The sequence below is a fragment of the Photobacterium sp. NCIMB 13483 genome (assembly GCF_003025475.1).
GTDB lineage: Bacteria > Pseudomonadota > Gammaproteobacteria > Enterobacterales > Vibrionaceae > Photobacterium > Photobacterium piscicola.
Window position 1 is genome coordinate 1 of sequence record NZ_PYLV01000037.1, and the last position, 23,762, is coordinate 23,762.

The 23,762-nt window shown below is 41.7% G+C and carries 24 protein-coding genes and 1 riboswitch; of the genes, 5 read left to right on the forward strand and 19 right to left on the reverse strand.

Annotated features, from left to right (window positions below; all coding sequences use genetic code 11):
- Positions 1–719: 719 nt before the first annotated feature.
- Positions 720–1,181, forward strand: a complete 462-nt coding sequence (locus tag C9I86_RS18925; RefSeq protein ID WP_080158891.1) for an RNA-binding protein — start codon at positions 720–722, stop codon at positions 1,179–1,181.
- Here C9I86_RS18925 and murI read toward each other — a convergent pair.
- From murI to btuB, 3 genes are read right to left on the reverse strand one after another with little or no spacing between them, the layout of a single operon-like run.
- Positions 1,150–1,950, reverse strand: a complete 801-nt coding sequence (murI, locus tag C9I86_RS18930; RefSeq protein WP_080158890.1) for a glutamate racemase — start codon at positions 1,948–1,950, stop codon at positions 1,150–1,152. The two genes, C9I86_RS18925 and murI, sit on opposite strands and share 32 nt — an antisense overlap.
- A 14-nt stretch (positions 1,951–1,964) precedes the next feature.
- The gene (locus C9I86_RS18935) at positions 1,965–2,663 is read right to left on the reverse strand and encodes an ATPase (RefSeq protein WP_107277184.1); all 699 of its coding nucleotides are present in this window, start codon (positions 2,661–2,663) and stop codon (positions 1,965–1,967) included.
- Positions 2,664–2,721: 58 nt separating this feature from the next.
- Complete coding sequence (gene btuB, locus C9I86_RS18940) at positions 2,722–4,554, reverse strand: TonB-dependent vitamin B12 receptor (RefSeq protein WP_107277185.1); 1,833 nt, start codon at positions 4,552–4,554, stop codon at positions 2,722–2,724.
- 32 nt (positions 4,555–4,586) lie between these two features.
- A riboswitch (cobalamin riboswitch) is annotated at positions 4,587–4,823 on the reverse strand.
- A 147-nt stretch (positions 4,824–4,970) separates the two neighbouring features.
- Here btuB and trmA point away from each other — a divergent pair.
- Entirely contained in the window at positions 4,971–6,077 is a 1,107-nt protein-coding gene (gene trmA, locus C9I86_RS18945; RefSeq protein ID WP_107277186.1) for a tRNA (uridine(54)-C5)-methyltransferase TrmA, read from the forward strand.
- A 77-nt stretch (positions 6,078–6,154) separates the two neighbouring features.
- Here the strand turns inward: trmA and C9I86_RS18950 are convergent, their stop codons facing one another.
- The gene (locus C9I86_RS18950) at positions 6,155–6,526 is read right to left on the reverse strand and encodes a YijD family membrane protein (protein ID WP_107277187.1); all 372 of its coding nucleotides are present in this window, start codon (positions 6,524–6,526) and stop codon (positions 6,155–6,157) included.
- Positions 6,527–6,553: 27 nt separating this feature from the next.
- Positions 6,554–7,186: an HTH-type transcriptional repressor FabR gene (fabR, locus tag C9I86_RS18955; protein ID WP_080158885.1), complete on the reverse strand. Its 633-nt coding sequence runs from the start codon at positions 7,184–7,186 to the stop codon at positions 6,554–6,556.
- A 319-nt stretch (positions 7,187–7,505) separates the two neighbouring features.
- Here fabR and sthA point away from each other — a divergent pair, with 319 nt between their 5' ends.
- Positions 7,506–8,921: a Si-specific NAD(P)(+) transhydrogenase gene (gene sthA / locus C9I86_RS18960; protein ID WP_107277188.1), complete on the forward strand. Its 1,416-nt coding sequence runs from the start codon at positions 7,506–7,508 to the stop codon at positions 8,919–8,921.
- Positions 8,922–9,014: 93 nt separating this feature from the next.
- Here sthA and cysQ read toward each other — a convergent pair whose 3' ends face one another.
- From cysQ to gspC, 14 genes are all read right to left on the reverse strand, one after another.
- Positions 9,015–9,848, reverse strand: coding sequence for a 3'(2'),5'-bisphosphate nucleotidase CysQ (gene cysQ, locus C9I86_RS18965; protein ID WP_080158883.1), 834 nt, complete (start codon positions 9,846–9,848; stop codon positions 9,015–9,017).
- A 3-nt stretch (positions 9,849–9,851) separates the two neighbouring features.
- Positions 9,852–10,409 (reverse strand): ADP compounds hydrolase NudE, encoded by a 558-nt coding sequence (gene nudE / locus C9I86_RS18970; protein WP_107277189.1) that lies wholly within the window; start codon positions 10,407–10,409, stop codon positions 9,852–9,854.
- A gap of 143 nt (positions 10,410–10,552) precedes the next feature.
- Positions 10,553–11,311, reverse strand: coding sequence for a type II secretion system protein N (locus tag C9I86_RS18975; protein ID WP_107277190.1), 759 nt, complete (start codon positions 11,309–11,311; stop codon positions 10,553–10,555).
- A 2-nt stretch (positions 11,312–11,313) separates the two neighbouring features.
- On the reverse strand, positions 11,314–11,796 hold the full coding sequence (locus C9I86_RS18980; RefSeq protein ID WP_080158880.1) for a type II secretion system protein M: 483 nt from the start codon (positions 11,794–11,796) through the stop codon (positions 11,314–11,316).
- Positions 11,796–13,115, reverse strand: coding sequence for a type II secretion system protein GspL (gene gspL / locus C9I86_RS18985; RefSeq protein WP_241956920.1), 1,320 nt, complete (start codon positions 13,113–13,115; stop codon positions 11,796–11,798). Before gspL ends, C9I86_RS18980 begins: the two co-directional genes overlap by 1 nt.
- A complete protein-coding gene (gene gspK / locus C9I86_RS18990) occupies positions 13,084–14,118 on the reverse strand; it encodes a type II secretion system minor pseudopilin GspK (RefSeq protein ID WP_107277192.1) in 1,035 nt (344 codons plus the stop codon). The genes gspL and gspK overlap by 32 nt, the downstream gene beginning before the upstream one ends.
- Positions 14,115–14,762, reverse strand: coding sequence for a type II secretion system minor pseudopilin GspJ (gene gspJ, locus C9I86_RS18995; RefSeq protein ID WP_080158877.1), 648 nt, complete (start codon positions 14,760–14,762; stop codon positions 14,115–14,117). Before gspJ ends, gspK begins: the two co-directional genes overlap by 4 nt.
- Positions 14,749–15,108, reverse strand: coding sequence for a type II secretion system minor pseudopilin GspI (gspI, locus tag C9I86_RS19000; protein ID WP_080158876.1), 360 nt, complete (start codon positions 15,106–15,108; stop codon positions 14,749–14,751). Before gspI ends, gspJ begins: the two co-directional genes overlap by 14 nt.
- On the reverse strand, positions 15,108–15,716 hold the full coding sequence (gene gspH / locus C9I86_RS19005) for a type II secretion system minor pseudopilin GspH (protein WP_080158875.1): 609 nt from the start codon (positions 15,714–15,716) through the stop codon (positions 15,108–15,110). The genes gspI and gspH overlap by 1 nt, the downstream gene beginning before the upstream one ends.
- Before the next feature lie 11 nt (positions 15,717–15,727).
- Positions 15,728–16,168 (reverse strand): type II secretion system major pseudopilin GspG, encoded by a 441-nt coding sequence (gene gspG, locus C9I86_RS19010; protein ID WP_080158874.1) that lies wholly within the window; start codon positions 16,166–16,168, stop codon positions 15,728–15,730.
- Positions 16,169–16,190: 22 nt separating this feature from the next.
- A complete protein-coding gene (gspF, locus tag C9I86_RS19015; protein ID WP_107277193.1) occupies positions 16,191–17,417 on the reverse strand; it encodes a type II secretion system inner membrane protein GspF in 1,227 nt (408 codons plus the stop codon).
- A complete protein-coding gene (gene gspE / locus C9I86_RS19020; protein WP_107277194.1) occupies positions 17,417–18,919 on the reverse strand; it encodes a type II secretion system ATPase GspE in 1,503 nt (500 codons plus the stop codon). The genes gspF and gspE overlap by 1 nt, the downstream gene beginning before the upstream one ends.
- Positions 18,919–20,937: a type II secretion system secretin GspD gene (gene gspD, locus C9I86_RS19025; RefSeq protein WP_107277195.1), complete on the reverse strand. Its 2,019-nt coding sequence runs from the start codon at positions 20,935–20,937 to the stop codon at positions 18,919–18,921. The genes gspE and gspD overlap by 1 nt, the downstream gene beginning before the upstream one ends.
- 50 nt (positions 20,938–20,987) lie before the next feature.
- Entirely contained in the window at positions 20,988–21,863 is an 876-nt protein-coding gene (gene gspC / locus C9I86_RS19030; protein WP_107277196.1) for a type II secretion system protein GspC, read from the reverse strand.
- Between the two features lie 284 nt (positions 21,864–22,147).
- Here gspC and hslR point away from each other — a divergent pair, with 284 nt between their 5' ends.
- Both hslR and hslO read left to right on the forward strand, forming a co-directional pair.
- Positions 22,148–22,558 carry a ribosome-associated heat shock protein Hsp15 gene (gene hslR, locus C9I86_RS19035; protein WP_080158869.1) on the forward strand — a complete coding sequence of 137 codons (411 nt, stop codon included), beginning with the start codon at positions 22,148–22,150 and terminating at the stop codon, positions 22,556–22,558.
- 154 nt (positions 22,559–22,712) lie between these two features.
- Positions 22,713–23,591 carry an Hsp33 family molecular chaperone HslO gene (gene hslO, locus C9I86_RS19040; protein ID WP_080158868.1) on the forward strand — a complete coding sequence of 293 codons (879 nt, stop codon included), beginning with the start codon at positions 22,713–22,715 and terminating at the stop codon, positions 23,589–23,591.
- The last annotated feature ends 171 nt before the right edge of the window (positions 23,592–23,762 follow it).

Here is a 23,762-nt window from a genome sequence, read left to right on the forward strand (position 1 = left end):
AAACTCTTCAATTAAAGTTTTGTTGTCTCTTTCGAAACGGCTCAATGAATACTGACTTCAAAACTACCTTAGTAATTTTAAAGCTATTACCATTCCAACAGAATGGTAATGAATTGACTGTGCCAAATAACCGTAGTTATTTGTATTGGTCACTCAGTTCATTGATAAATCTTTCGACTTAACTATTCAACGAGTGCCCACACAGATTGCATGGTCAAATTGTTAAAGAACGTTGACTTTCAATGCCTTAGCGCGTTACGCTTCAGCAAGTCAGGTGGCGTATAATACGCACCATCCAAATAAAGTCAAGAAGAAATTTTAGTTTAAAATATCTTCTTGACTCTCTTCTCACTATAGAAGTAAAAAGAAAATGTTTTTGCAAAACAATCATCTTGATATTCATCGAATTACAAACTAATTATTTAATTTAAAGCTAGTATCAAAAGTTTGAACTTGATCGGCTGTTTAACCGTACCGCCTTTCGATGGAGCCGCATTATAGAGACTTTGATCACTCTGACAAGTCTTTTTAAAAAAAAATAATGTAATTGCTGATTATTTCATCTAATGTGAACTATGTGTTTGTAATAAGCTCATACGAGTATATTTATACTCAATTATTATGGATTACAGACCATTAAAATTGGCATCATTGTAAGCTTGATGTTAAAACACCCATTAACGCATTCTTCTCTTTCCCTTTTGAGATGTACTTTAAATATGAAATCAAATAACCAAACCACAATAACAGTGATTGCTATCGCTATCATTGGCGCCTTAATCTTTAGTATGTTCAGTAGTACTCCACCAGCCATTAGTTTTGCGCTTGGTGCGATGCTAACAGGATTGGCGTTGCACTTTATGCAAGAAAATAAAAATCTCATCCTCGATGAATTAGATCCTTCTCAAAGTAGCAAAACCCTTTATGTTGGCAACCTTCCTTACCGTGCTAATGAGAGCGACGTAAAAAACCTTTTTGCAGAGCATGGCGATGTTTTTGCTGTGCGTCTAATGAAGGATAAACGCACAGGTAAACGTAGAGGCTTTGGTTTTGTTGTTATGAATAGTCAAGACGCAGAACATGCCATTGATCAACTCAACAACCAAGAATATGGCCAACGTACCCTAAAAGTACGTGAAGCTAATGAACCTAAAAATGCGGATAGTTTAGATCTTGAATAATATCTAATTGCATTTCATTTAAGCTTTTATTCAGCGCCGCAGCATCTGATGTTGCGGCGCTGCTATATGTAACGTTCTTTATCAGCGGCGTTATAGGTGACATTACTTCAGTTGGTAACGCTAATAATAATGCCACGCGCTTAGCGATCGCTTTACCTGAATCGATAACATTTACTTGATGTCTTAGCGCCAATAGGATTTCTTGTTTTATTAGTGGAAAATGCGTACAACCTAAAATAATACTATCTACAGTACCTTGCCATGGTGCTAAAATTTCAGCTAATTCATCCATATCAACCGACTTACCGCGTAGCTTTTGCTCTGCCATCTCCACCAATCGGGTCGAACCAATCATCTTAACTTCACAGCCATTAGCAAATTGTTGTACTAATTGATGAGTATAAGCTCGATTAACGGTTGCAGGTGTTGCTAATAAACCAATCGATTTTGTTTGGCTAATCAATGCGGCAGGTTTTATTGCTGGAACAACGCCAACGACGGGTATTGTTAACTGCTGACGTAACGAAGGCAAAACGATAGTACTGGCCGTATTACAGGCGATAACCACCAAATCAGCCTGATACTGATTAGCTAATAACGTCACAATATAATTAGTACGCTTTATTAATGTTGCGTCATCTAATTCACCATAGGGGAAAGCGGCATTATCGAAAGCGTAAATAAACTGTACTTGAGGTAGTAAAGCATGGATCTCTTGATACACCGATAAACCGCCCACCCCTGAATCAAAAATGACAACTTTTTTCACTACCACTTACCTTATTACGATATCGAGTCGTTATGATACTGCGATGAGTCAGTCTCTACCAGTGTATAGCGTTGATAACAAAACCGTGAATCAGTCTCACATTCTAACCAAGTCAGATTAAGTGGTTGTTGATAAAAAGGGCCATCGACAACTAACGAATGAAACTCTCCATTCTCACCACAGAGATCAGTGGTCGGTGGTAATTCAGTTAATAATTGATGATCAAACCAACGCCCGCAGAAATGTATATCCAATTGGGTACTATCAATGGTAACCAATTTTGTTTTAATACCACATTCAATTATTTCATTCGCTAGCTGATGACTAGGTTGTCCAAGTAATGGAAACACACAGGCCCAGCCTGCAGGTTCAATATATTGGCGGCGATAATCGACAATACCATTACAAAACAAATCACCAAAAGCGACACTATCAAACTGTAACTCACAATTTTTCAACCCATCAACAATCGCTTGTTGATAAACATCATTAGCGGGAAACACCTTCGGTAATTCAATTAACACTAAAGGTAAACCGATGAGCAAGGCTTGTTGTTTAACAATCTCAATTGGCGTTGCTTGAAAAGGAACATCGTTACCCACATAAGTCGTATAAAGTCCAATAACCTCATAATTAGGATCGTTCATTAACCGCCATAACGTTAATGCTGAATCCTTACCTGATGACCAACTAATAATCACTCTTTGTTTCATATTTATCACCATCAAAAAGGCCGCACAATGGCGGCCTTGATCTATAAAAAATCACACATTAAAACTGATAATTAATGCTGGTATAGTAAGTTCTACCCGGCATTACGTAACCACCAGCTGTTTCGTAGTCTTCATTTAAAAGGTTCGCTACTCGCCCTTTTAAAGCAAGCTTGGGTTGTAGCCAGTATGTTAAGGCAATATCCCACGTATCATATGCTGATAGCTCAGTATCTGAAATATCTGGTCGTTTACCGTGATACTGGTACGTCACTGCGGTATCTAGATCACCATAACTTGCCGTACCTACCCATTTAAATGAGAATTTTTCACGACGTATAAGCTGTTGGCCTTCACTATCTCGAGGATCTTTAAAATCAAAGTTTAGCTGGTGAGTAATAATACCCGTATCAAAGTCAGCTTCGACTTCAACACCTTTAATTTTACTTTCCCCTTTAACGTTGTCATACGATGGCGTGCCGCCGACATAAGCAATTAAATCATCAATGCGCATTTGATAAGCCGTAACAGCAACGCTCGCAATATCGTAATCAGCATGCAGCGAAACATCGATATTTTTTGATGTTTCCGGATTTAAATTAGGGTTACCCGTTGACCAAGCACTTTTAACGTAAAGTTGGTAAAGATTAGGGGCTTTAAATGCTGTGCCGTACGAACCACGTAACTGAATATTGTCATTTAAATACCAGCCACCAGCAATATTATACGTTGAATGGGTACCATACTGCTGATTATCATCCAGACGAACACTGGTTTCGATACTAACTGGAGAGTAATCCCATAAGCCAATCGCATAATAACCAGTATTATCGCGTTCTTTATTACCCGCAAACCCCGTTAAATCATTCCACTGCTCTTGGCGCCAATCAATACCGCCACTCACTGACAATGTTGATAGTAATTGATATTGGTTATGCCATTGAACATTACGTTGGTGATATTGGTCCTTACGATTAACGGCGTTGGTTTTATCGATCAGGTCAAGATTATCTTGTTTTTGATAATCAAGAATCAGTGATGACTTATAGCTATCCTGCGCATATTTTAAACCCGCAGAATAATCATTAAATTCAGTTTCTGATCTCACATACTGATGGCCAGAATACACACTAGAACCATCATATTGAGAGTGATTTTTATACCAGCGAGTCGCAACAAAACCCGAGATTTGATCGGTAAATTTGTGATGCAGTGCTAATGATGCATTACGGCTATCAAAACCATGTTTATCGCCATCATTCAATCCTGGTTGAGGATGAACATTATAGCCTTTATCGTTTTCATAACCGGCTGCAACTTGTAATACGCTGTTATCACCGATTTTATACGCACCAGAAACATTCGCCTCTTGATAATTATGGCTACCAATACCCAAATCTAATTTCGTTTTTGATGGCGTATCTGTTCCTGTTAAGGTAATGATATTGATCACACCACCAATAGCTTCAGAGCCATAAATTGCCGCGCGAGCACCACGAGTAAATTCAATCCGCTGTACTTGAGTTAATGGAATTTGATTGAAATCTACATTACCCGCCACGGAGCGAGCCATACGAATACCATCAACCAAAACTAAAACTTGATCTGAGTTTGCACCACGAACAAAGATACTAGAACTTTGCCCACGCCCACCATTTTGAGTGATCTGTACCCCAGGTAATAAACTCAACACTTCAGTGAGTGTTTTAGCTTGTACTTTATCGATGTCTTGACGAGTCACAACATTAAAAGGAGCTAATACTGAGGTTATAGGTTGTTCAAAGCGGTTAGCGGTTACCACCATCACATCATCAGATGTAGTGTCTGCTGCAAATGAAGCAAAAGAAGGGAGACACAACGACGCTACCGTCGCTGCTAAAAGGGATTTTTTCATTACAATTGTCCTAAGTCGCGTTTATAACAAAGCAATATGCTTGTCTTGCTGGTTGGTATTCGGACTTAAGAGCATGACCATCAGGTCGCCTAGGCAACAACTTCCCATTGCCACTATACTAAATAATACTGTGATTATTTGTAGGGAGCATCAACAGTGTTTGGATTACATCCATGTGCGTTCGTTCTCTATTACCGCTGCGCGTCAGTTACGGATTCACACCGTATTCCCGAGCCTTCCAAGGCTTAACCAGCACAGCGCGAATGCTAGTGTTGTATTGCTTTTATGTCTAGTTTTGTTTGGTATTAGTTATGAATTTTTGGATACATGAATATTTTAATTTGGATCAACACTGGACATCAGTGTGCAATACAATAAAATCTGCGGTCTTATTTTGAGCAGTCGAGGCACACACTATGACATCCACCGTCCTTAATATCGCTGATTACCAGCCCCAGTTGGATGAAAAAGCAGCGCGTATTCAAGATCTACTTAGTGATTTTGAAACGCCTGAATTAGAGGTGTTTGCCTCTCCTGCAGAGCATTACCGTATGCGTGCAGAGTTTCGTGTTTGGCACGAAGGCGAAGAGCTGTATTACATCATGTTTAATCAACACACCCGTGAAAAATACCGTGTTGATCAATTCCCGGCTGCAAGTCGTTTAATTAATGATGTAATGCCAATGTTGCTTGAAGCAATTAAGCCAATAAAAACCCTGCGTCACAAACTGTTCCAAGTAGATTTCTTATCTACGTTAAGTGGTGAAATTTTAGTTTCGATGTTGTATCACCGTCAACTTGATGATGAATGGACAGTCGCAGCCAAACAGCTAAAGCAACGCTTAAATGATGAAGGGTTTAAACTAAACCTTATCGGTCGTGCGCGTAAGATGAAAATCGTCTTAGATCAAGATTACGTTATTGAACAATTAAAGGTTCACGATAAAGCACTGACTTACAAGCAAGTTGAAAATAGCTTTACCCAACCTAACGGTGAAGTTGCACAGAAGATGCTGGAATGGACTGTCGATTGTACTCAAGACAGTGCAGGTGATTTACTGGAATTGTATTGTGGTAATGGTAATTTCTCATTAGCACTTGCGCCAAACTTTGAGCGAGTACTGGCAACTGAACTAGCAAAACCATCGGTTGATTCAGCACAATACAATATTGCGGTAAACAATATTGAAAACGTACAAATTATTCGTATGTCTGCGGAAGACTTTACTGATGCAATGGCAGGTAAACGTGAATTCCGTCGTCTAAAAGATCAGAATGTTGATTTACAAAGCTATAACTGCAACACCATTTTTGTCGATCCACCACGTTCAGGTATGGATGATGGTACTTGCCGCATGGTACAAGGCTACGACAACATCATGTATATCTCATGTAACCCAGAGACATTACGTGACAATTTAGCCATCTTAACTGAAACCCACAATATTACTCGATTTGCCTTATTTGACCAATTCCCTTACACCCACCATATGGAAGCCGGTGTATTACTAGAGCGCAAATAAGCAGTGATCCTCAAAAGATAAAAATAAAAAAGGCGCTATCAGCGCCTTTTTCTTTTTCAAATAACAGCAAGTATTACTTACGCTGTTTTTTGGTCTTTCTTATCCATGACACCCATTTTGTACGACACCCAAAATAGCAATGCCAATGTAATCATTAATGGAATGAAATTTGATCCCATATCAGGGTATTCAGCACGAATAAATGCCGCATAACCAAATACCCCAACGAAGAAACATGCACTAGCAAGTGCAGGCACGCCTTCTGCCATCGGTTTACGCATGTATTCTTGATATAAACAGTACACTGCCATAGCAAATGCCAAGACAGGGAAAATAGAGAATGTTACATAACTTGAAAACAATACCGCCAAAGTACCGTAGCCACAAACACCTGTTATTACAGATAAAATAAGTGTCTTACGCTCAGCTTTAAGTTGTTGCTTTTCCATATATACTTCACCAAAATCAAAATAAGATTATAGTTTCTGCCTGAGCTCTCGACGCTCACGCTCTTTACGGTACCAATAAGCACCTTTTGCAATCATTCTAAGTTGCATAATCAGTCTTTCTGCATGCTCAGCACGAGCATGACAATCTAGATCAAGGGCCTCTGCTCCTGAACTAAAGACCAATGTTACTGACGCTTCAGCTTGTGTATAAGCTTCTTCATGAGTTACCCCAGTTTTCGCTTCAAGATACTCAGTCAGTTCAGCCACAAAATGTTGTATTTCTCGTACAACCGCAGCACGAAAAGCCGTTGATGTACCAGAACGCTCACGAAGCAGTAAGCGGAATACGTTAGGACTACTTTCTATAAATTCCATAAAAGTCTCTACCGAGGTACGGATCACGCTGCCTTCAGTAGCAATACGCTGTCGAGCTTGACGCATTAATTGACGAAGAATTAACCCCCCCTCATCAACCATGGTTAACCCCAATTCATCCATGTCTTTAAAGTGACGGTAAAATGATGTTGGAGCAATACCCGCTTCACGCGCAACTTCACGTAGACTTAAATTAGAAAAACTTCGCTCGGCACTTAACTGGCTAAAAGCGGCATCAATCAATGAACGCCGAGTTTTTTCTTTTTGCTGAGCCCTAATTCCCATCTATTATCTGCTTCTCTGTGATTTTATTACAATGATACTCTGTTTACACAGTAACATCTGCGCCATAGCAACGACGCGAGACTCTCACATAGTAAAGCGAGAGCGCGACTGACGCAAAGCCAGATTGAGATCAATTACGATTTTACGTCACAAAACGTGGCGCTGGTTTAATAACCAATCTCGATCCATACCGATTGATTAATGATAAAAACTTCGTGAGCCGCTTCGAGATATCGTCATTCCCCCATGCATCGTTATCTGGTAAATCGTTACCATAATGTTAATGTAAGATGGAAAGACATAATCAAGGAATGACTTTATGACAAATAACCTACCTGCTTCTCAAAACCATTTTGATGTCATCATTATTGGTAGTGGTCCTGGCGGTGAAGGGGCGGCAATGGGGCTAACGAAGGCTGGATTTAAAGTCGCAATTATCGAACGCGAAGACAGTGTCGGAGGCGGTTGCACCCACTGGGGAACCATTCCATCAAAATCATTACGTCATGCCGTCAGTCGTATTATCGAATTTAACCAAAATCCTCTGTATTGTAATGACACCTCGACCCTCCACCGAACCTTTAGTCAAATATTGCACCACGCAACTGAAGTTGTGAGTAAACAAACTCGAATGCGACAAGGGTTTTATGATCGCAACCATTGCCAAATCATTCATGGTGAAGCGCAATTTATTAGCTCATCTAGTGTCAGTGTTACCACCTATGATGGCAGTGTTGACCATTTTAGTGCTGAGCGATTTATTATTGCCACGGGCTCTCGTCCCTACCAACCCGCCACCGTTGATTTCACGCATCCCCGTGTTTATGACAGCGATTCAATTTTACAATTAGCCCATGATCCTCGACATATTTTAATTTATGGTGCGGGGGTTATTGGCTGTGAATATGCGTCTATTTTTAGAGGGCTCGGGGTCAAAGTTGATTTAATTAATACTCGCCAACGACTATTAGAATTCCTTGATAATGAGATGTCTGATTCGTTGTCTTATCACCTTAGTAATACAGGTACTATGATTCGTAACGATGAGGTTTTTGAAACCATTGAAGGAACCGATGATGGGGTTATTCTGCACTTACAATCAGGCAAGAAAATGCGAGCAGATTGCTTACTGTATGCCAATGGCCGTACCGGTAACACTGACAAACTAGCCCTAGATAAGGTCGGTTTAGAGGCTGATTCTCGTGGGCAACTACAGGTGAATAATAACTACCAAACAACCGTAGATCATATCTATGCCGTGGGGGATGTTATAGGTTACCCTAGCCTAGCCAGCGCTGCCTATGATCAAGGACGTTTTGTCGCGCAAGCGATCAGTACAGGCAAAGCTCAAGGACAATTAATTGCAAATATTCCAACCGGAATTTATACCCTGCCAGAAATCAGTTCTGTCGGCCAAACAGAGCAACAGTTAACCGCTGCAAAAATTCCTTATGAAGTGGGTCGCTCGCAATTTAAACATTTAGCTCGAGCTCAGATCGCAGGTACAGAAGTCGGCAGTTTGAAAATATTATTTCACCGTGAAACCAAAGCTATTTTAGGTATTCACTGCTTTGGTGAACGAGCGGCTGAAATCATTCATATCGGCCAAGCTATCATGGAGCAAAAAGGAGAAGGTAATACTATTGAATATTTTGCCAATACTACCTTTAATTATCCAACCATGGCAGAAGCGTTTCGCGTTGCGGCATTAAATGGCCTTAACCGTTTGTTCTAGAATCACCATTGATAGTCTCTTATTGGTGAGCCATAAATAACCGATACAAAAAACGGAACCATTGAGGCTCCGTTTTTGTATGTGGTCGATGAACTATTCTGCGCCCATTAAGCGATCATCTGCCGTTAGAATCGATGCCCACGGTAATTGCTCATCGCCAAGCACAATAAAGTTTGGATTTTCTAAAGTCTGACGCTGGTTATAAGATAATGGCGTTATATGGGTATTAAAAATACGTCCGCCCGCTTCTTCAACAATACACTGAGTCGCAGCAGTATCCCACTCACCCGTAGGCCCTAATCGTAGGTAGCAATCAGCGCCCCCTTCCGCAACTAAACAAGCTTTTAGCGAAGCAGAGCCTAATGCAACGAGATCATAATGATATTGGCTATCAAACCGCGCCTTAGTGGTATCAATATCTTGTCGACGGCTAATAGCGATAGTTAACCCACGTAATGGCAACTGATGTTTAGTCGTTGAGATCGTACTGGTTTCACCAGCCGCAGTTATTTTATGTGCCCCTTGACCTTGCGCCGCATAATACGTCACGCCAGATACAGGCGCATACACCACTCCCATTACCGGCTTATTATTATCAATTAACGCGATAATTGTCGCGAAATCACCACTACCCGCTATAAACTCTTGAGTACCATCTAAGGGATCGATTAACCAATAGCGGGGCCACTGACTACGTTCAGCTAATGCTATTGCGGTGTCTTCCTCTGACAGTACGGGAATGTCAGGGGTTAATTGGGATAATCGCTCAATCACTAATTTATTAGCCGCTAAATCAGCGCTGGTTACTGGCGTATTATCTGATTTGATTTGCTGCTCAAACTGTCCTTGTTGATAAATATCTAAGATCAACCGACCTGATTCTTGGGCAATATCGATAACATCAGTAATAAGATGATTTAATGTCATTAGTCATTCCTCGCAAGCTAAATACTTCAGCGCTAAAAATAAGGCACTGATACTACGCGCTTCGGCAAAATCTAGGTGATTAAGTAGATCTTCTGCTTGAGCTAATGGCCACCGTACAATTTCTAGAGGCTCAGGTTCATCACCTTCTAAACGCTCAGGATATAAATCTTGTCCCACAAACAATGTCATTCGACTTGAAAAATACGATGGCGCTAAAATCACTTCTTTTAAGGGATGCAATCGCTGTGCACCAAAGCCTATTTCTTCTTTTAACTCACGGTTTGCCGCAGCTAATGCACTTTCACCAGCATCAATTAATCCTTTCGGAAAACCTAATTCATAACGCTCAGTACCGGCAGAATATTCACGAATCAATAATAAATCACCATCAGCAGTGACAGGTACGATTAATACCGCATGACGACCACTTGGCTGCATACGCTCATAAGTACGCTCGACACCATTAGAAAAACGTAAATCCAATGATTCAATTTTAAAGAGTCGTGATTGTGCTACAACCTCGGCTGCTAAGATTTGGGGTTTATCTTTGCTGAACGCCATTTATAAGGCCCTGTTTAATGAAAAGCACCACCAGAATAAGAAAAGCTTACGCGAATTAAAAGTAAATAATCATCAGAAATAACAAGGCAGCCGTAATCGACTGCCTATTATTAATAAATTAATGATTAAAACGGTAACCAACGCTACAAACGTCCTGAATACTTCAGTGAATACTGCCCCTTGGTGTTAGGGTCGCCTAACCATTTTAATTGTGCCGCTAACTTCTCAGGGAACGTTGCCCCAGGTTTAAACCAACCATTAACTTTATATTGACGGTTAGTGGCTAAATTAGCATGCCAGTCACTACTCACATTCGACGAGGTTTGCTTTACTTTAGCGACAATCGCACCTTTTTCACAACTAAGATCACCAAAAACAGGCCCAGGTTTAATCGTTCCCATCGGCGTTTCTGCCGCACCTTGAACCCAAGCTAATGTTGCATTCAACGTTTTACAATAAGGGGCAGCATAATGATAATTTCTAACCGTGAGTTCTAAATTACCATCGATAGATACTGGAACAGGAAGCTGCGCTTGTGATACGGCTTGCGCCGCAGGCATCGATAACAGCAGTTTTTCAGCAAATGGACCAGATAAGCTGTAACCCACTAAACCTTGTCCTTGTAACTGCCATTCACTGCCTTTACCAAAGCGAACATTAAACGCTAATTCACCTTGCAATAATCGTCCTAATTGCATATCCCATTGCAACCGACCAAAAGGTTGATTTTGCCAGCGTACATTGGCTGCCGATCCTTGCCATGGTGTACCTGATATCCCTTCTATAGCGAGACCTTGTATTTTAGGCGCAGACTGCCACAACCAACTGGCGGGAAGATGAGTGACTAAACTTGCTATAAATACCGCACCAAAACTGACACCAATCGCTAATTTAAATTTCACGCTTATCCTCGCCCTAACTGCAAACGGTTAACTTCAACCATACCGTTTTTATCGGTTTTTGAGAGATCAATAAACTGCGTATTAATACCGAAACTCTGCTGCAAATACACCAGCCAATTAACAAGCGTATCAAACGGCAGTGGTTGCACCCACACTTGTAACGCATCATTACGTGGCTGCATTCGAATCAAATCAATTTTAAATCGCGTCGTGGTTTCATTAATAACTTGGTTAAGTCCCTCATCACTCACATTTACCGTTCCACCCGCACGTTTAAGTGCTGTAATTTGATTCGCTTTATGCTCAACCCAGTTTAATAACTGACGCTGTTGATTGATTTTATTTTGAGCATCAGCTGCACGTTGATTTAACGGTTGCCATACTCCCCAATAAAGAATTGCAATCACTAACGCGCTGCCAGCCCCAAGCAGTAAATGTTGTTCTCGTTGACTGAGGGCTTTCCACCATGACTTTATCTCTGCCATTAGGCTTTTCTCCTCAATACCACAGCGCCACTAACTAAATTATCTTGTTTGGTTAACTGGCCTTGATCAACCACAAACTGGGTCGCTAATGCACTGCGTAATTGTTCAAAATCTTGAAATCCTGCCGCCGTTGCCTGCAAGCGCAATTCGCCTCGAGTTTGATCATATTTAAGGTTAACAATCTTAATCGTTGGCACTTTCGTTAATGCGGGCTTTAATTCGCTTAACCACATTAGCATGCCATTTTGTTCACCATGTCCACCTAAACTCTTTAATGCCGCATTCATTTGATTTTTCAAATAACTCTGCGAAGGAATACGTTTAAACTGTGGCAAAACTTGACGAAAAATACGCTCACTTTCAGCTCGATACGCATTTGCTTGTTGTTCTAAACGCTGCGTAGTTAGTACTTGCTCACCAATAAGCGCAATTAATACCACTGCCGCCGTGATTGCAACTTTGCGCCATGGTTGTAAATGCTTACGCCATGCTGCTTGTGGTTTATACGGCCCTGATAACAAGGTAGCTTTAGATTCTGCAGCCCCTATCGCCAACAGCTGCATTACCAATTCCGGCGCTTGTGGTTGCCAATGACCTGGGGTGTTTGATGGTGCTGGCGTATAGTGATGAATCGTCACTTGCGCCAAACTCTCCGTCGCCGCAACAATCGATTCGACTTCTTCAGCTAATAGTTCTGCTTCAACCTCGACGGCAGTATCACCATTGTCGTCGTCAGCAGTATCGACAGGGGTTTCAATGATTATGGGTGCTTTTTGAGCGGTGATCCATGCACCTAACCAACTAGAGTCAGCACACACGCCCATTGCTTCTGATTGTCGAATGAGCCACTGTCCATCAATTTCAGCCGCACTATAGCCATCATTAAACATAGGCAAACATAAACAATCTGGAATCAGTTTTTTAAGCTCAATGCCACATTCACTAAATGCAGCTAACCATGCCTCTATTTTTTGATGTTCAATAATTGCAACTGTCGCAATATCGTTATCACGTTTCAATAACTGCACATGTAAACTATCGACATCTTGAGCCAGCTCTTCTTCAAGTAAATACGGTAATACTGCCGCTAACTGACGGCTACTGCCGGCAGGGATCGCGACTTGTGTTAACAGCATCTCACTGGTTGGTACTAAACCATAAACAGGACGAGTAATAGCATATTCAGTTAATTCACCTAGTTGGTTAATATCAGCTAACTGACCCGAGGCTATCACTTCATTTTGCAGTGGCGACCAGACTAGCCATTGCACCGGCATTTCCGGCCGGCTACTTAGCCTTATCGTCAGAAATTCGCTCACGGATTCCTCCATACTGGCGACGAACGACCGTCACCTTGTTCTTATCATCACGATTAAATAATGCCACGGCTCGCACTCGGGCACGGTCTACTTTTATTTCAGCATCTAACGAAAAATAATGACTGGTAACAGTTAAATATTTTTCCATTTCAGTTGCCGTCTTATCTTTTCCTGAATCCGCATTTTTCACTGGCGGTTGTGGCACTAACTTCATAAAATCAGCCACACTGTCCCACACGGTATGCTTATTATCACGATCACGAATAATTTTTTTCGCATCATCTAATGATAACGACGGTGCAAATAAGGCAGACAGCAACACTGCTTGTTTTTCGGTAATGGTATTCACATTAAGCAACATCTCATCGGTCGGTAACGCACAGATTAACCCTTTGAGTTGCTCATAAATTTTATTCGATACACCGTTAATCGCTCTAAACTCACTGCCATCAGCCAGCCAATCATTGGCAGTTACATAAGGAGGCTGAAAGCTTTCATAAGTACTGTCTTCCGCGCCGTAAGCTGACTCAACTGTGGTGTTATCATCCACAAACTCCCAACTTGAATCTGCGATCACTTCAGCTTCGTAGTCATCTACACCTGATTCTGTAAGAATGTTTTGTAAATACTTCACTAAAAAAGGCTGCTTACTACTACCAGCACTCGCCTTAATATTTTTAAAAGCATTAAGATTAAAACAGGTCTGTTTATCCGTTAAATTGCCACTGATTACCGCATTACTGTCTAGAGGGTAACTTTGCTCACCGACAGCCCATGCTTGGATTAAGTTTACGGTTTTACTGTCTTTAAGGCTTTGTTTTAAAGCTTGTGATGCTAATGCTTCAATTCCTAAGCTGTACCAATAACTTTGTTGATGCTCGACTTGGTTTTGAACGCGATGAAAATTGAGTTGCAACCGCTCTGTCATTTGTACCGCTAACAAACTCATCAAGGCAACAAGCAATAACACCACAATCAGTGCGACCCCGCGTTGCTTTATCATCCCTCTTGCTCCTGCTTGTTACTCGTCAACGAAGAAGTGGGTAATAAATAAATCCGCTCAATCTCACCCAATTTTTTTAAGGTCATAATAACTTTGATACCCGCAGGCAAGGTCTTGGCTTTATCCCATTTTTGGTGCCATTGTTTATCATAATAAAATTCAAACTTTAAATCGGTGACACCCGTTAATAACACGCGTACCAACGGCTTAGCCCCCGTCACAGTATCAGGGTAACGAAACCATACCCGCTCTAAGTTATCGTCGATAATACGATAACCGACACGCGTAACATCACCACGAGGAAACATTGCTTGCGGATTTTGCCAACCACCACGAACAAAAGTGATTCCTTCACTGCTTGAATCTAATAAATACTCACTCGCCTGGAGAATATTATCCGTTGGTTTTTCAGCATCAGATCTAAATTTACGCGCCACAATCTGTCGAAAATCATTATCCATCATGATCATGGTGCGTTGAATGGCTTGTAAGCGTTGATTGTGATCTTTAGATTGCGCATCACTGCGCAACACATTGGTTAACACTTGATTGGCAGATAAGCTCAACATCGCAAATACCGCAATCGCCACCAGAACTTCCAACAAAGTAAACCCTTGTTGACGTCGATAATTAATTGCTGACATAGGTCTTTACCGTAATAACTGAATGTTTGCGCTGCGAATCGGTAGCCACCGAGACTTCAATTTGGCGCAAGAGCTTTTGTTGTGTTTTAGAGCTAGTAACAGTCCAATACCATTCTCGATCGGCTAAAGTTGATTTACCACGCTTAACTGAGCTTGGGTACTCGCCACTTAAATGCAATTGCGCTAATTCATTATCAGCCACCATTGATGCCAGCGTTTTCTGTTCTAAATAACCTAAGCTATTTAAGTTTTGACTGACTGCTCGCACCACACTTAATGCTGCGACGGCAAAAATAGCTAACGCAACCAACACTTCTAACAATGTGAACCCTTGTGAGCGTTTCATTACGATCGCTCCTGCGCTGATAACGCTTGCGCAGACAGGTATTGTTCCAATGTTTGCCCTGGGGCTAATAACACTAAATTCCCCACTTCATCCGCAACAACTTGCCAAAATTGATGTTGCTTATCAACTTCAAAACTGACCGTAAATGGGGTGTATTCACCACTCGCCATCACCACAATTTGTGGCGGTAGTTGTTTCTGTTCCTGATCAGACTTTTTAAATATGTCGTCATTTTTAAACATTGAATCAGATTTAAAAAGTCGGTCCTTATCTTTCCATGCTCCGCCAATAGCCACTGTTGTCGTAATACCGGCCTCAAGTTTGACATCAGTAAAAAATTTAACGTCTTCTAGCGGCTGCCAACCATCTTGAGTTAATTTTAAAAAATGGTATTGATGGGGTTCGATACGAATACCATAATCGACCCCATTTAACATTGCATCTTCACCCAAGAGTTGAGCTAAATGATGAAAGCGTTGTGCCTGTTCTTTGACCTCATCACGTTTATTATTGGGTAACGTCGATACCACAGCGACCGCACTGGTGGCTAATAACACTAACACCAACATAATTTCAATTAGAGTAAAACCTGCATTCCGTTTCATCATCATTTTTAGCTTTATTTCTTGTAGTTCAACATGTTCCAGTTACCGATATCTGTATTGATACCGTCACCGCCTTCTTGACCATCAGCACCAAGACTAAAGATATCAACCGCACCGTGTTCACCAGGCATCACGTATTGATATTCATAGCCCCATGGATCTTTAGGTAGACGCTTAATGTAACCACCATCACGGTAGTTACGTGGTTCAGGTGACGATGATGGCTTAGTAACCAACGCATCTAAACCTTGATCTGTGGTTGGAAAGACGCTGTTATCCAACTTGTACATTTCCAATGATTGTTCTAAAGAACTAATATCGGTTACCGCTTTTTGTTGGTCTGCTTTTTCTTTATTTCCTAATAGGTTTGGCACCACTAAGCTTGCCAATACCCCTAGAATCACAATAACGACCATTACTTCTAACAGCGTAAAACCACGTTGTTTTTGTTGCATTATTTACCCTCCAAAAGAAAAATTACATTCCAACCATATTGTTTAATTCAATAATCGGCATCAAGGTCGCAATAACGATAAACATCACCACCCCTGCCATGGCGACAATCAATAACGGCTCAAACACCCCTAACGCCATATTCACTAATGATTCAAAATCACGATCTTGGTTATCCGCCGCACGAGTCAGCATTTGCTCAAGCTCACCACTGCGTTCACCACTGGCAATCATATGTAACATCATCGGTGGAAACAGTGCCGTTTTTTCCAGCGAAACCCGTAAGCTTGCTCCTTCACGGACTCGATCTGCCGCATCTAAAATCTTCTTATTAACATAAGTGTTAGTCATCACGTCTGACGCGACTTTCATACCATCTAATAATGGGATCGCACTTGAAGTACAAATAGAGAGTGTTCGAGCAAAACGAGAGGTGTTCAACCCCCGTGCAACTTTACCAATAACAGGCAGACGCAAGATGGTACGGTCCCACTTCATACGAAAAGTGGGTTTTTTAAGGGCTGTTTTGATTAAAGCAATTAAAGCCACAATCACAATCACCACCAGCAATCCCCAATGTTGCACGAAATTACTGGCAGCCAATAACACTTCCGTAATTGCGGGTAAGCCTTGGTTCATTTGTACAAATTGATCAACAATTTTCGGTACCACCGTTGCCAACAAGAACGCCACCACCGACACCGCCACTAACGTTAACATTAATGGGTAAATCATCGCTTGTTGAAGCTTGCTACGCATTTGTTGACGATTTTCACTGTAATCAGCTAAGCGATTTAAAATGGTATCCAAATGCCCTGATTTTTCACCCGCTGCCACCATGGCGCGGAATAATTGATCAAACACATGCGGGTATTCCGCCATACTGTCAGCCAAGGTATAACCTTCAACCACTCGTGAACGCACCGCGAGTAAAATATTTTTCAAGCGCGGCTTTTCATTTTGTTCCGCCACCGCCTTAATACATTCTTCCAATGGCATTGAGGCTTGTACCAAGGTCGCTAACTGACGCGTGATCAGTGCTAATTCATTGGTACTAATACCGCGTCTAAAAGTAAACTTACTGGGTGCAGACGCTGTTTTTTTACCTTGGCCTGAAGTTTGATTAACCTCAATCGGCACTAGCCCTTTTTCACGTAGCTGCTGCCTAACTTGACGCGAAGTATCGCCCTCTAGCACACCTTTTTTATGGCGGCCTTTGGCATCTAATGCTTTATATTCAAATGCCGCCATTAGCTTTCCTTGGTCACGCGCATCACTTCTTCAAGGGTGGTAATACCTTGGCGCACTTTATCTAAACCATCATCACGAATACTAGGCGTGGTCTGACGGACATACTTTTCAATCGCTTGTTCGCCAGCTTCCGCATGAATTAACTCTTGTACACGCTCATCCACTTGCAACAGTTCATGAATACCCGTACGGCCGCGATAACCTTTAAAATTACATTTGTCACAGCCGCAAGGGCGATACAATGTCAAGCTATCTGTTGCTGCTAATCTAAACAGTTTCTTCTGCTCAGTATCAGCTTCATAAGGTTGACGACATTCAGCACATAAAGTACGGACTAATCGCTGAGCTAGTACACCCAATAGCGATGATGACACCAAGAAAGGTTCGATTCCCATATCACGCAAACGAGTGATCGCACCAACAGCGGTATTAGTGTGCAGCGTTGATAGCACCATATGGCCCGTTAATGAGGCTTGAACGGCAATCGCTGCGGTTTCTAAATCACGGATCTCACCAATCATAACCACATCAGGATCTTGACGAAGAATGGCTCGCAAACCACGTGCAAACGTCATATCAACTTTACTGTTTACCTGCGTTTGACCAATACCATCGATATCAAATTCAATAGGATCTTCAACCGTTAGAATATTGCGCTCTGCACTGTTTAACTCTTGCAAGCCAGCATATAGGGTGGTTGATTTACCCGAACCCGTAGGACCGGTGACCAAAATAATCCCATGCGGGCGATCAATGATCTTTCTAAACGCTTCATGGTTTGTAGCGGTCATACCAAGACTATGTAAATCAAGACGAGTGGCATTTTTATCTAGTAGACGCAATACCACCCGTTCGCCATGTGACGACGGCATGGTTGACACCCGCACATCTACCGCACGGCCACCGATACGTAATGAAATACGACCATCTTGTGGAATCCGTTTTTCTGCAATATCTAATTTTGCCATGACTTTAATACGTGACACTAACAACGGTGCTAGCTTGCGGCTGGGTTGAAGTACTTCGCGCAACATGCCATCGACCCGAAAACGAATCGACAATACTTTTTCAAAGGTTTCGATATGAATATCAGACGCCCCTTCTTTGATGGCTTCGGCTAACATCGCGTTGATCAATTTAATGATTGGCGCATCATCTTCCGACTCTAGCAAATCTTCCGTTTCAGGAAGATCTTCCGCTAACGAGAAAAAGTCATCACTGTCAGAACCTAAATCTTCCATTAATTGGCGAGCTTCTGACGAATCACGTTGATAAGCATCGGTAAGCTTTTGCTCAAATTGCGACTCTGATAGTGCAACCGGATAAAAACCCTCGCCAACCACCCGTCGTACTTCCGCTAATACGATGGCTGATAATTGACCGCAATAATACAACTGCCATCCTTGTTGATTGGCTTCAATCACAACATGATGGCGCTTAGCAAAAGAAAACGGCAATCGAAATAAGACTGCTGTTTCTAACGCCAAAGACTCATCTGCCATTAGTGTTTCTCCAACTGTGATACAAACGCTCGAACTTCTGCTGGCAATGCCATGTCATCACCATATTTGGGAATAACCGGCATTTCAGCATCCATTAAACGCATGCCTTTATCCGCTTGATACAACTGTTGGGCGCGAATATAGTTATATTTACGCTGCGTCATGCCATCGGCACTCATGCCATCACGTAAAATCGTTGGACGAATAAAAATCATCAAGTTGGTTTTTTCAGTTTGGTTATTGGTCGAACGGAATAACGCCCCCAATACCGGAATATCACCTAAAATCGGCACTTTTTGCTCTGACTCAAGGGTTTTCTCTTGCATCAAACCACCCAGTGCAATCATGTTGCCATCTTTAACTAATACTGACGTTGTTAGTTCACGCTTATCAAATCGAATATCAACCGCACCGTTAGCATCGGCAACTTGTGATACCACTTGCTCAATCTTCATTTGTACCGAGTCACCCTCGTTAATTTGTGGCGTGACTTTCAGTTGAATACCGACATCTTTACGTTCAACGGTGGTAAACGGATTATCATTATTTGAACCCGTTTGTGAGCCAGTAGTAACAGGCACTTCTTGACCAACCGATAAGTTTGCTTCTTGATTATCAAGCACAGTAATATTTGGCGTAGAAAGCACATTAACATTACGGTTTGATTGCACGGCAGTAACCAACGCGGTCCAATCGCCCAATGCAATAGCCGCCGCAGCACCTTTAACACCACCAAGGAAGGTTGCCATTGGTGCTAAATCACCACTTTCAGTAGTTTGGTAAGTGTAAGGTTTACCATCAGAATCGTAACGTGTTTCTGTGGTGGTGGTATCTTTACCTGCTTCTTGGGCTGATAATAATCCCCCAATCGGTGCACTGCTGTTACCAAACTGAACCACACCACCATCTTGAGAGCCCCACTGAACCCCAAAGTCGACCCCTTCACCTTCCTGTACTTCAACAATCATCGCTTCAATGTGGACTTGAGCACGACGAATATCCAGTTGAGAGATAATGGATTCAAGACGCTTCATCACATCAGCGGGGGCTGAAATAATTAATGAGTTTGTTGGCGCATGAGCAGAGATCATGACATCATCTTTATTTGAACCCTGACTTTGGCCACCACTGCCTTTCGTTGATGCTTGCACATTCTCAGATACCCCTTTAAGGACATCGACTAAATCTTCAGCTTTGGCATATTTAAGATAAAACACGCGGCTATTGCCACTGACAGCCATCTCTTTATCTAAACGATGAATCAGATTTTTTAAGCGTTCGCGTACTTTAGGATCACCAGAAATTAATACTGAGTTAGTGCGTTCATCGGCAACAGCTTTAGGAATAAGAAAGCCCGGGGTTGATGATGCTTCAGCACTTTTATTCAACGAATCAATAATGCGGACCATTTCTGATGCTGATGCATTATTAAGCGAGACGACGGTAACGTCTTTATTACCAGCACGGTCAACGCGCTCAATGATTTCAGCTAAGCGATTAACAACCGCAGCACGACCCGTAATCATAATGATATTAGCAGGATCGTAATGAACCACATTACCCGCACCAGCATTATCATTTAGCTGGCGTAATAATGGCGAAAGCTCACGTACTGAAACATTCTTCACCGCAATAACACGGGTCACAACCGCATCACCAGGAATGTTTTTGTCATTCGCGCCAACCACTGGAATCGCCGCTGTTTTGGCATCTTTATCACGAATAACTTTCATGACGCCATCTTCCATGGTCACAACAGCATAACCATAGACATCAAGCACATTAAGGAAGAAACGGTAATATTGCTCTTCATTCAATAAGTCATAACTGCGCACATTGACCTGCCCACGTACAGCCGGATCAATAATGATTGTTTTATGCAAGGTGCGGCCAACAATATTGATGAATTCTTGAATGTCAGTCCCTTTAAAGTTGGCACTTAATTCATCAGCCATTGCTTGACTACACAACAAGCCACTCGCTAACAATAGGGCACTTTTTCCCATCCATTTTTTCACAAAAAACTCCTGCGTAATCGCATATTCATTTCAAGCTAAGCACTAAAGTGTTATTGCAGCTCTATGTGGATATCATGTAACTGACCGTTGCGTTCAACCGTCAGTGTAAAATCAGAGGCTGAAGACAACTCACCCCAAAGTTTGGCCATAATTGCAGGATCGGTCAGACTATTACCGTTAATACTCACTGCAAGGTCATTGGCTTTAAGACCGACTTGATCAAATAAAATTCTATTTTTTCCTGGATTAACGCGATAGCCTTCAATTTGGCCGTCTTTTTTTACCTGAGATAAACGAATGTAGCTAAATAAGCTTTGTGGCTCAGATAAAATTTCTTGTTTTATTTTGGCAAGTTCAGCGCTATTGCCACGGTTTTTCTTTGACGCTGCAATGGCCACTGCCGAAGGCTTAGTAAATTTCAATCCTTCAAGCATTAATGTTTCGTCACGACCATTATTTCGAATAATCACGCGATCGTTATAGACAGCTATTAAGGTTGCGCGCGTATTATCAATCACTTCATTGATGCCATAGGTATTTTGCTTACCGTTATTGGTCACCACAGCCAAAGCTTTTGCTGGCGTTGAACTGGCAACCACCCCCACTAACGTTAATCGTAATTGCGTTTGAGGAGCATCTTGTTTAACCGGTGTTTTGATAACAGGCGCGGCATTTGCTTGATAGCGACCAAACAAATTTAAGCTTAATAATTCATTGACGGGTATTTGTTGTTGGGTGGTATTCACAGTTACCGCAAGAGGTTGCCAACGAGCAACAATGGGAGCAGGTTCGACAATAGACCACACTAAACGCCCCATAACCCAAGCCAATATCACAACCAAACCACAAGTTAAAATACGCGTGACAGATTGTAATGATAACGGGCGTTTGGTTGCTGCAGTCGCAAACCATTTTGAAGCAAGCATAGTGAAATCCATTGTTAAAATACCAACTACCATTAAACAGAGAAATACAGTGCAGCCGCACTCTAAAATTGAATGGACTATGATCGCCTGTTAATCATTGAAATACTATTTAATAATCCAAACAAAACGCCATAGTATCTAAGAATTTACTGATTTTTTGTAATAAATTCTAATTCAGTGATTGAAATCCTAGGTTAATATCACCATTTATAATAAATAGTCGCACTACTGTTGTTATTAGCAGAATGTGATAATTTATCGTTTCAGCAAATAAAGGCACCGTGATGGGTCAAAACACCTCGAATATTAAACAGGTTCGTCTTGATAAATGGTTATGGGCTGCCCGCTTTTACAAAACACGTTCAATTGCTCGCACTATGATCGATGGCGGTAAAGTGCAGTACAATGGCCAACGCTCAAAACCAAGTAAAATTATTGAGCTTGGCGCAACGGTAAAATTACGGCAGGGTAACGATGAGAAAATCCTTATCATCGAACAAATTTCTGACTGCCGCCGTGGCGCACCAGAAGCACAACTGCTCTATCGAGAAACGGCTGAAAGTATTACAGCCCGCGAACAGACAGCAAAAATGCGCAAACTCAATGCTTATGACAATCCAAGTCCAGAAAAACGACCGGATAAAAAGCAACGTCGCGATATTATGCGATTCAAAAATATTAACGCATCTGAATAAATAACTCAGTGCCAACCTATTAAATTATAATTTCAACAATGAGTGCTTTATTGCAACGGTTTAACCCGCCTTGGTTGCGGCGTTGACCATAAAGTAATTACTGTTCATTTTATCCCTTTATTGGGTTGGCTCTATAGTTGGAGAATACATACTCATGACAAACGATAGTTTAAACCGTTACCTTTTCGACGGCGCAGCTGTTCGCGGTGAATTGGTACAAGTAAGTCAAACTTACCAACAAATTATTGCGGATAAAAACTACCCAGCACCCGTAGCAACATTATTGGGTGAATTATTGGTAGCAACCAGCCTATTAACGGCAACCTTAAAATTTGAAGGTTCTATTACCGTTCAAGTACAAGGTGATGGTCCTGTAAGCTTAGCGGTAATCAACGGCGATCATAATCAGCAACTACGTGGTGTAGCGCGCTGGAATGGCGATGTAAAAGCGGGAACTATTCATGACTTAATGGGTAAAGGTCATATGGTGATCACCATTACGCCGACCAAGGGTGAGCGTTACCAAGGTGTTGTGGGTCTTGATGGCGATACACTGGCTGAGTGTCTTGAAAGTTACTTCAAAAATTCAGAGCAATTAAAAACCCGTATCTGGTTACGTACTGGCGCAATTGACGACCAAGTAAAAGCGGCGGGAATGTTATTACAAATCATGCCAGATGGCACCGGCACAGAAGGCGACTTTGAACATTTAGAAGCGCTAACTGAAACAGTTAAAGATGATGAGCTATTTACGCTTGAAGCACAAGATGTGCTATATCGTCTTTACCACCAAGAGCAAGTGCAATTATTTGAACCACAACCAGTAAGCTTTGAATGTGGTTGTTCACGTGAGCGTAGTGCCGCGGCAATCATGAGTGTTCAACCAGCAGAGATTGATAAAATTATTGCTGACGATGGCAAAGTATCACTGCATTGTGACTATTGTGGCACTAGCTATGATTTCGATAGTATTGATGTAGCAGCACTACGTGACAATAGTGCTAGCGCTGCTGATAGTGATCAAATTCACTAATTCGCTACCTCACATCATTTTGTCATTAAAGGCCGGCTAATAATGCCTAATGCATGTGAATTAAGATAATTTACGCTTCCTTGAAGGCCTAGTCGCATAGCGACTAGGCCTTTTCTTTACTGCCCTTGGATAACTTCTTTCCTGCCTTTCTGGTAGTACAAAGCTTTCTGC

Bases quoted from the DNA above. Each gene is read 5' to 3' on its own strand.
- C9I86_RS18925 (WP_080158891.1), top strand. From the start codon at position 720: ATGAAATCAAATAACCAAACCACAATAACAGTGATTGCTATCGCTATC.
- C9I86_RS18935 (WP_107277184.1), bottom strand. From the start codon at position 2,663: ATGAAACAAAGAGTGATTATTAGTTGGTCATCAGGTAAGGATTCAGCA.
- btuB (WP_107277185.1), bottom strand. From the start codon at position 4,554: ATGAAAAAATCCCTTTTAGCAGCGACGGTAGCGTCGTTGTGTCTCCCT.
- trmA (WP_107277186.1), top strand. From the start codon at position 4,971: ATGACATCCACCGTCCTTAATATCGCTGATTACCAGCCCCAGTTGGAT.
- C9I86_RS18950 (WP_107277187.1), bottom strand. From the start codon at position 6,526: ATGGAAAAGCAACAACTTAAAGCTGAGCGTAAGACACTTATTTTATCT.
- fabR (WP_080158885.1), bottom strand. From the start codon at position 7,186: ATGGGAATTAGGGCTCAGCAAAAAGAAAAAACTCGGCGTTCATTGATT.
- sthA (WP_107277188.1), top strand. From the start codon at position 7,506: ATGACAAATAACCTACCTGCTTCTCAAAACCATTTTGATGTCATCATT.
- cysQ (WP_080158883.1), bottom strand. From the start codon at position 9,848: ATGACATTAAATCATCTTATTACTGATGTTATCGATATTGCCCAAGAA.
- nudE (WP_107277189.1), bottom strand. From the start codon at position 10,409: ATGGCGTTCAGCAAAGATAAACCCCAAATCTTAGCAGCCGAGGTTGTA.
- C9I86_RS18980 (WP_080158880.1), bottom strand. From the start codon at position 11,796: ATGGCAGAGATAAAGTCATGGTGGAAAGCCCTCAGTCAACGAGAACAA.
- gspK (WP_107277192.1), bottom strand. From the start codon at position 14,118: ATGATAAAGCAACGCGGGGTCGCACTGATTGTGGTGTTATTGCTTGTT.
- gspJ (WP_080158877.1), bottom strand. From the start codon at position 14,762: ATGTCAGCAATTAATTATCGACGTCAACAAGGGTTTACTTTGTTGGAA.
- gspI (WP_080158876.1), bottom strand. From the start codon at position 15,108: ATGAAACGCTCACAAGGGTTCACATTGTTAGAAGTGTTGGTTGCGTTA.
- gspH (WP_080158875.1), bottom strand. From the start codon at position 15,716: ATGATGAAACGGAATGCAGGTTTTACTCTAATTGAAATTATGTTGGTG.
- gspG (WP_080158874.1), bottom strand. From the start codon at position 16,168: ATGCAACAAAAACAACGTGGTTTTACGCTGTTAGAAGTAATGGTCGTT.
- gspF (WP_107277193.1), bottom strand. From the start codon at position 17,417: ATGGCGGCATTTGAATATAAAGCATTAGATGCCAAAGGCCGCCATAAA.
- gspE (WP_107277194.1), bottom strand. From the start codon at position 18,919: ATGGCAGATGAGTCTTTGGCGTTAGAAACAGCAGTCTTATTTCGATTG.
- gspC (WP_107277196.1), bottom strand. From the start codon at position 21,863: ATGCTTGCTTCAAAATGGTTTGCGACTGCAGCAACCAAACGCCCGTTA.
- hslR (WP_080158869.1), top strand. From the start codon at position 22,148: ATGGGTCAAAACACCTCGAATATTAAACAGGTTCGTCTTGATAAATGG.
- hslO (WP_080158868.1), top strand. From the start codon at position 22,713: ATGACAAACGATAGTTTAAACCGTTACCTTTTCGACGGCGCAGCTGTT.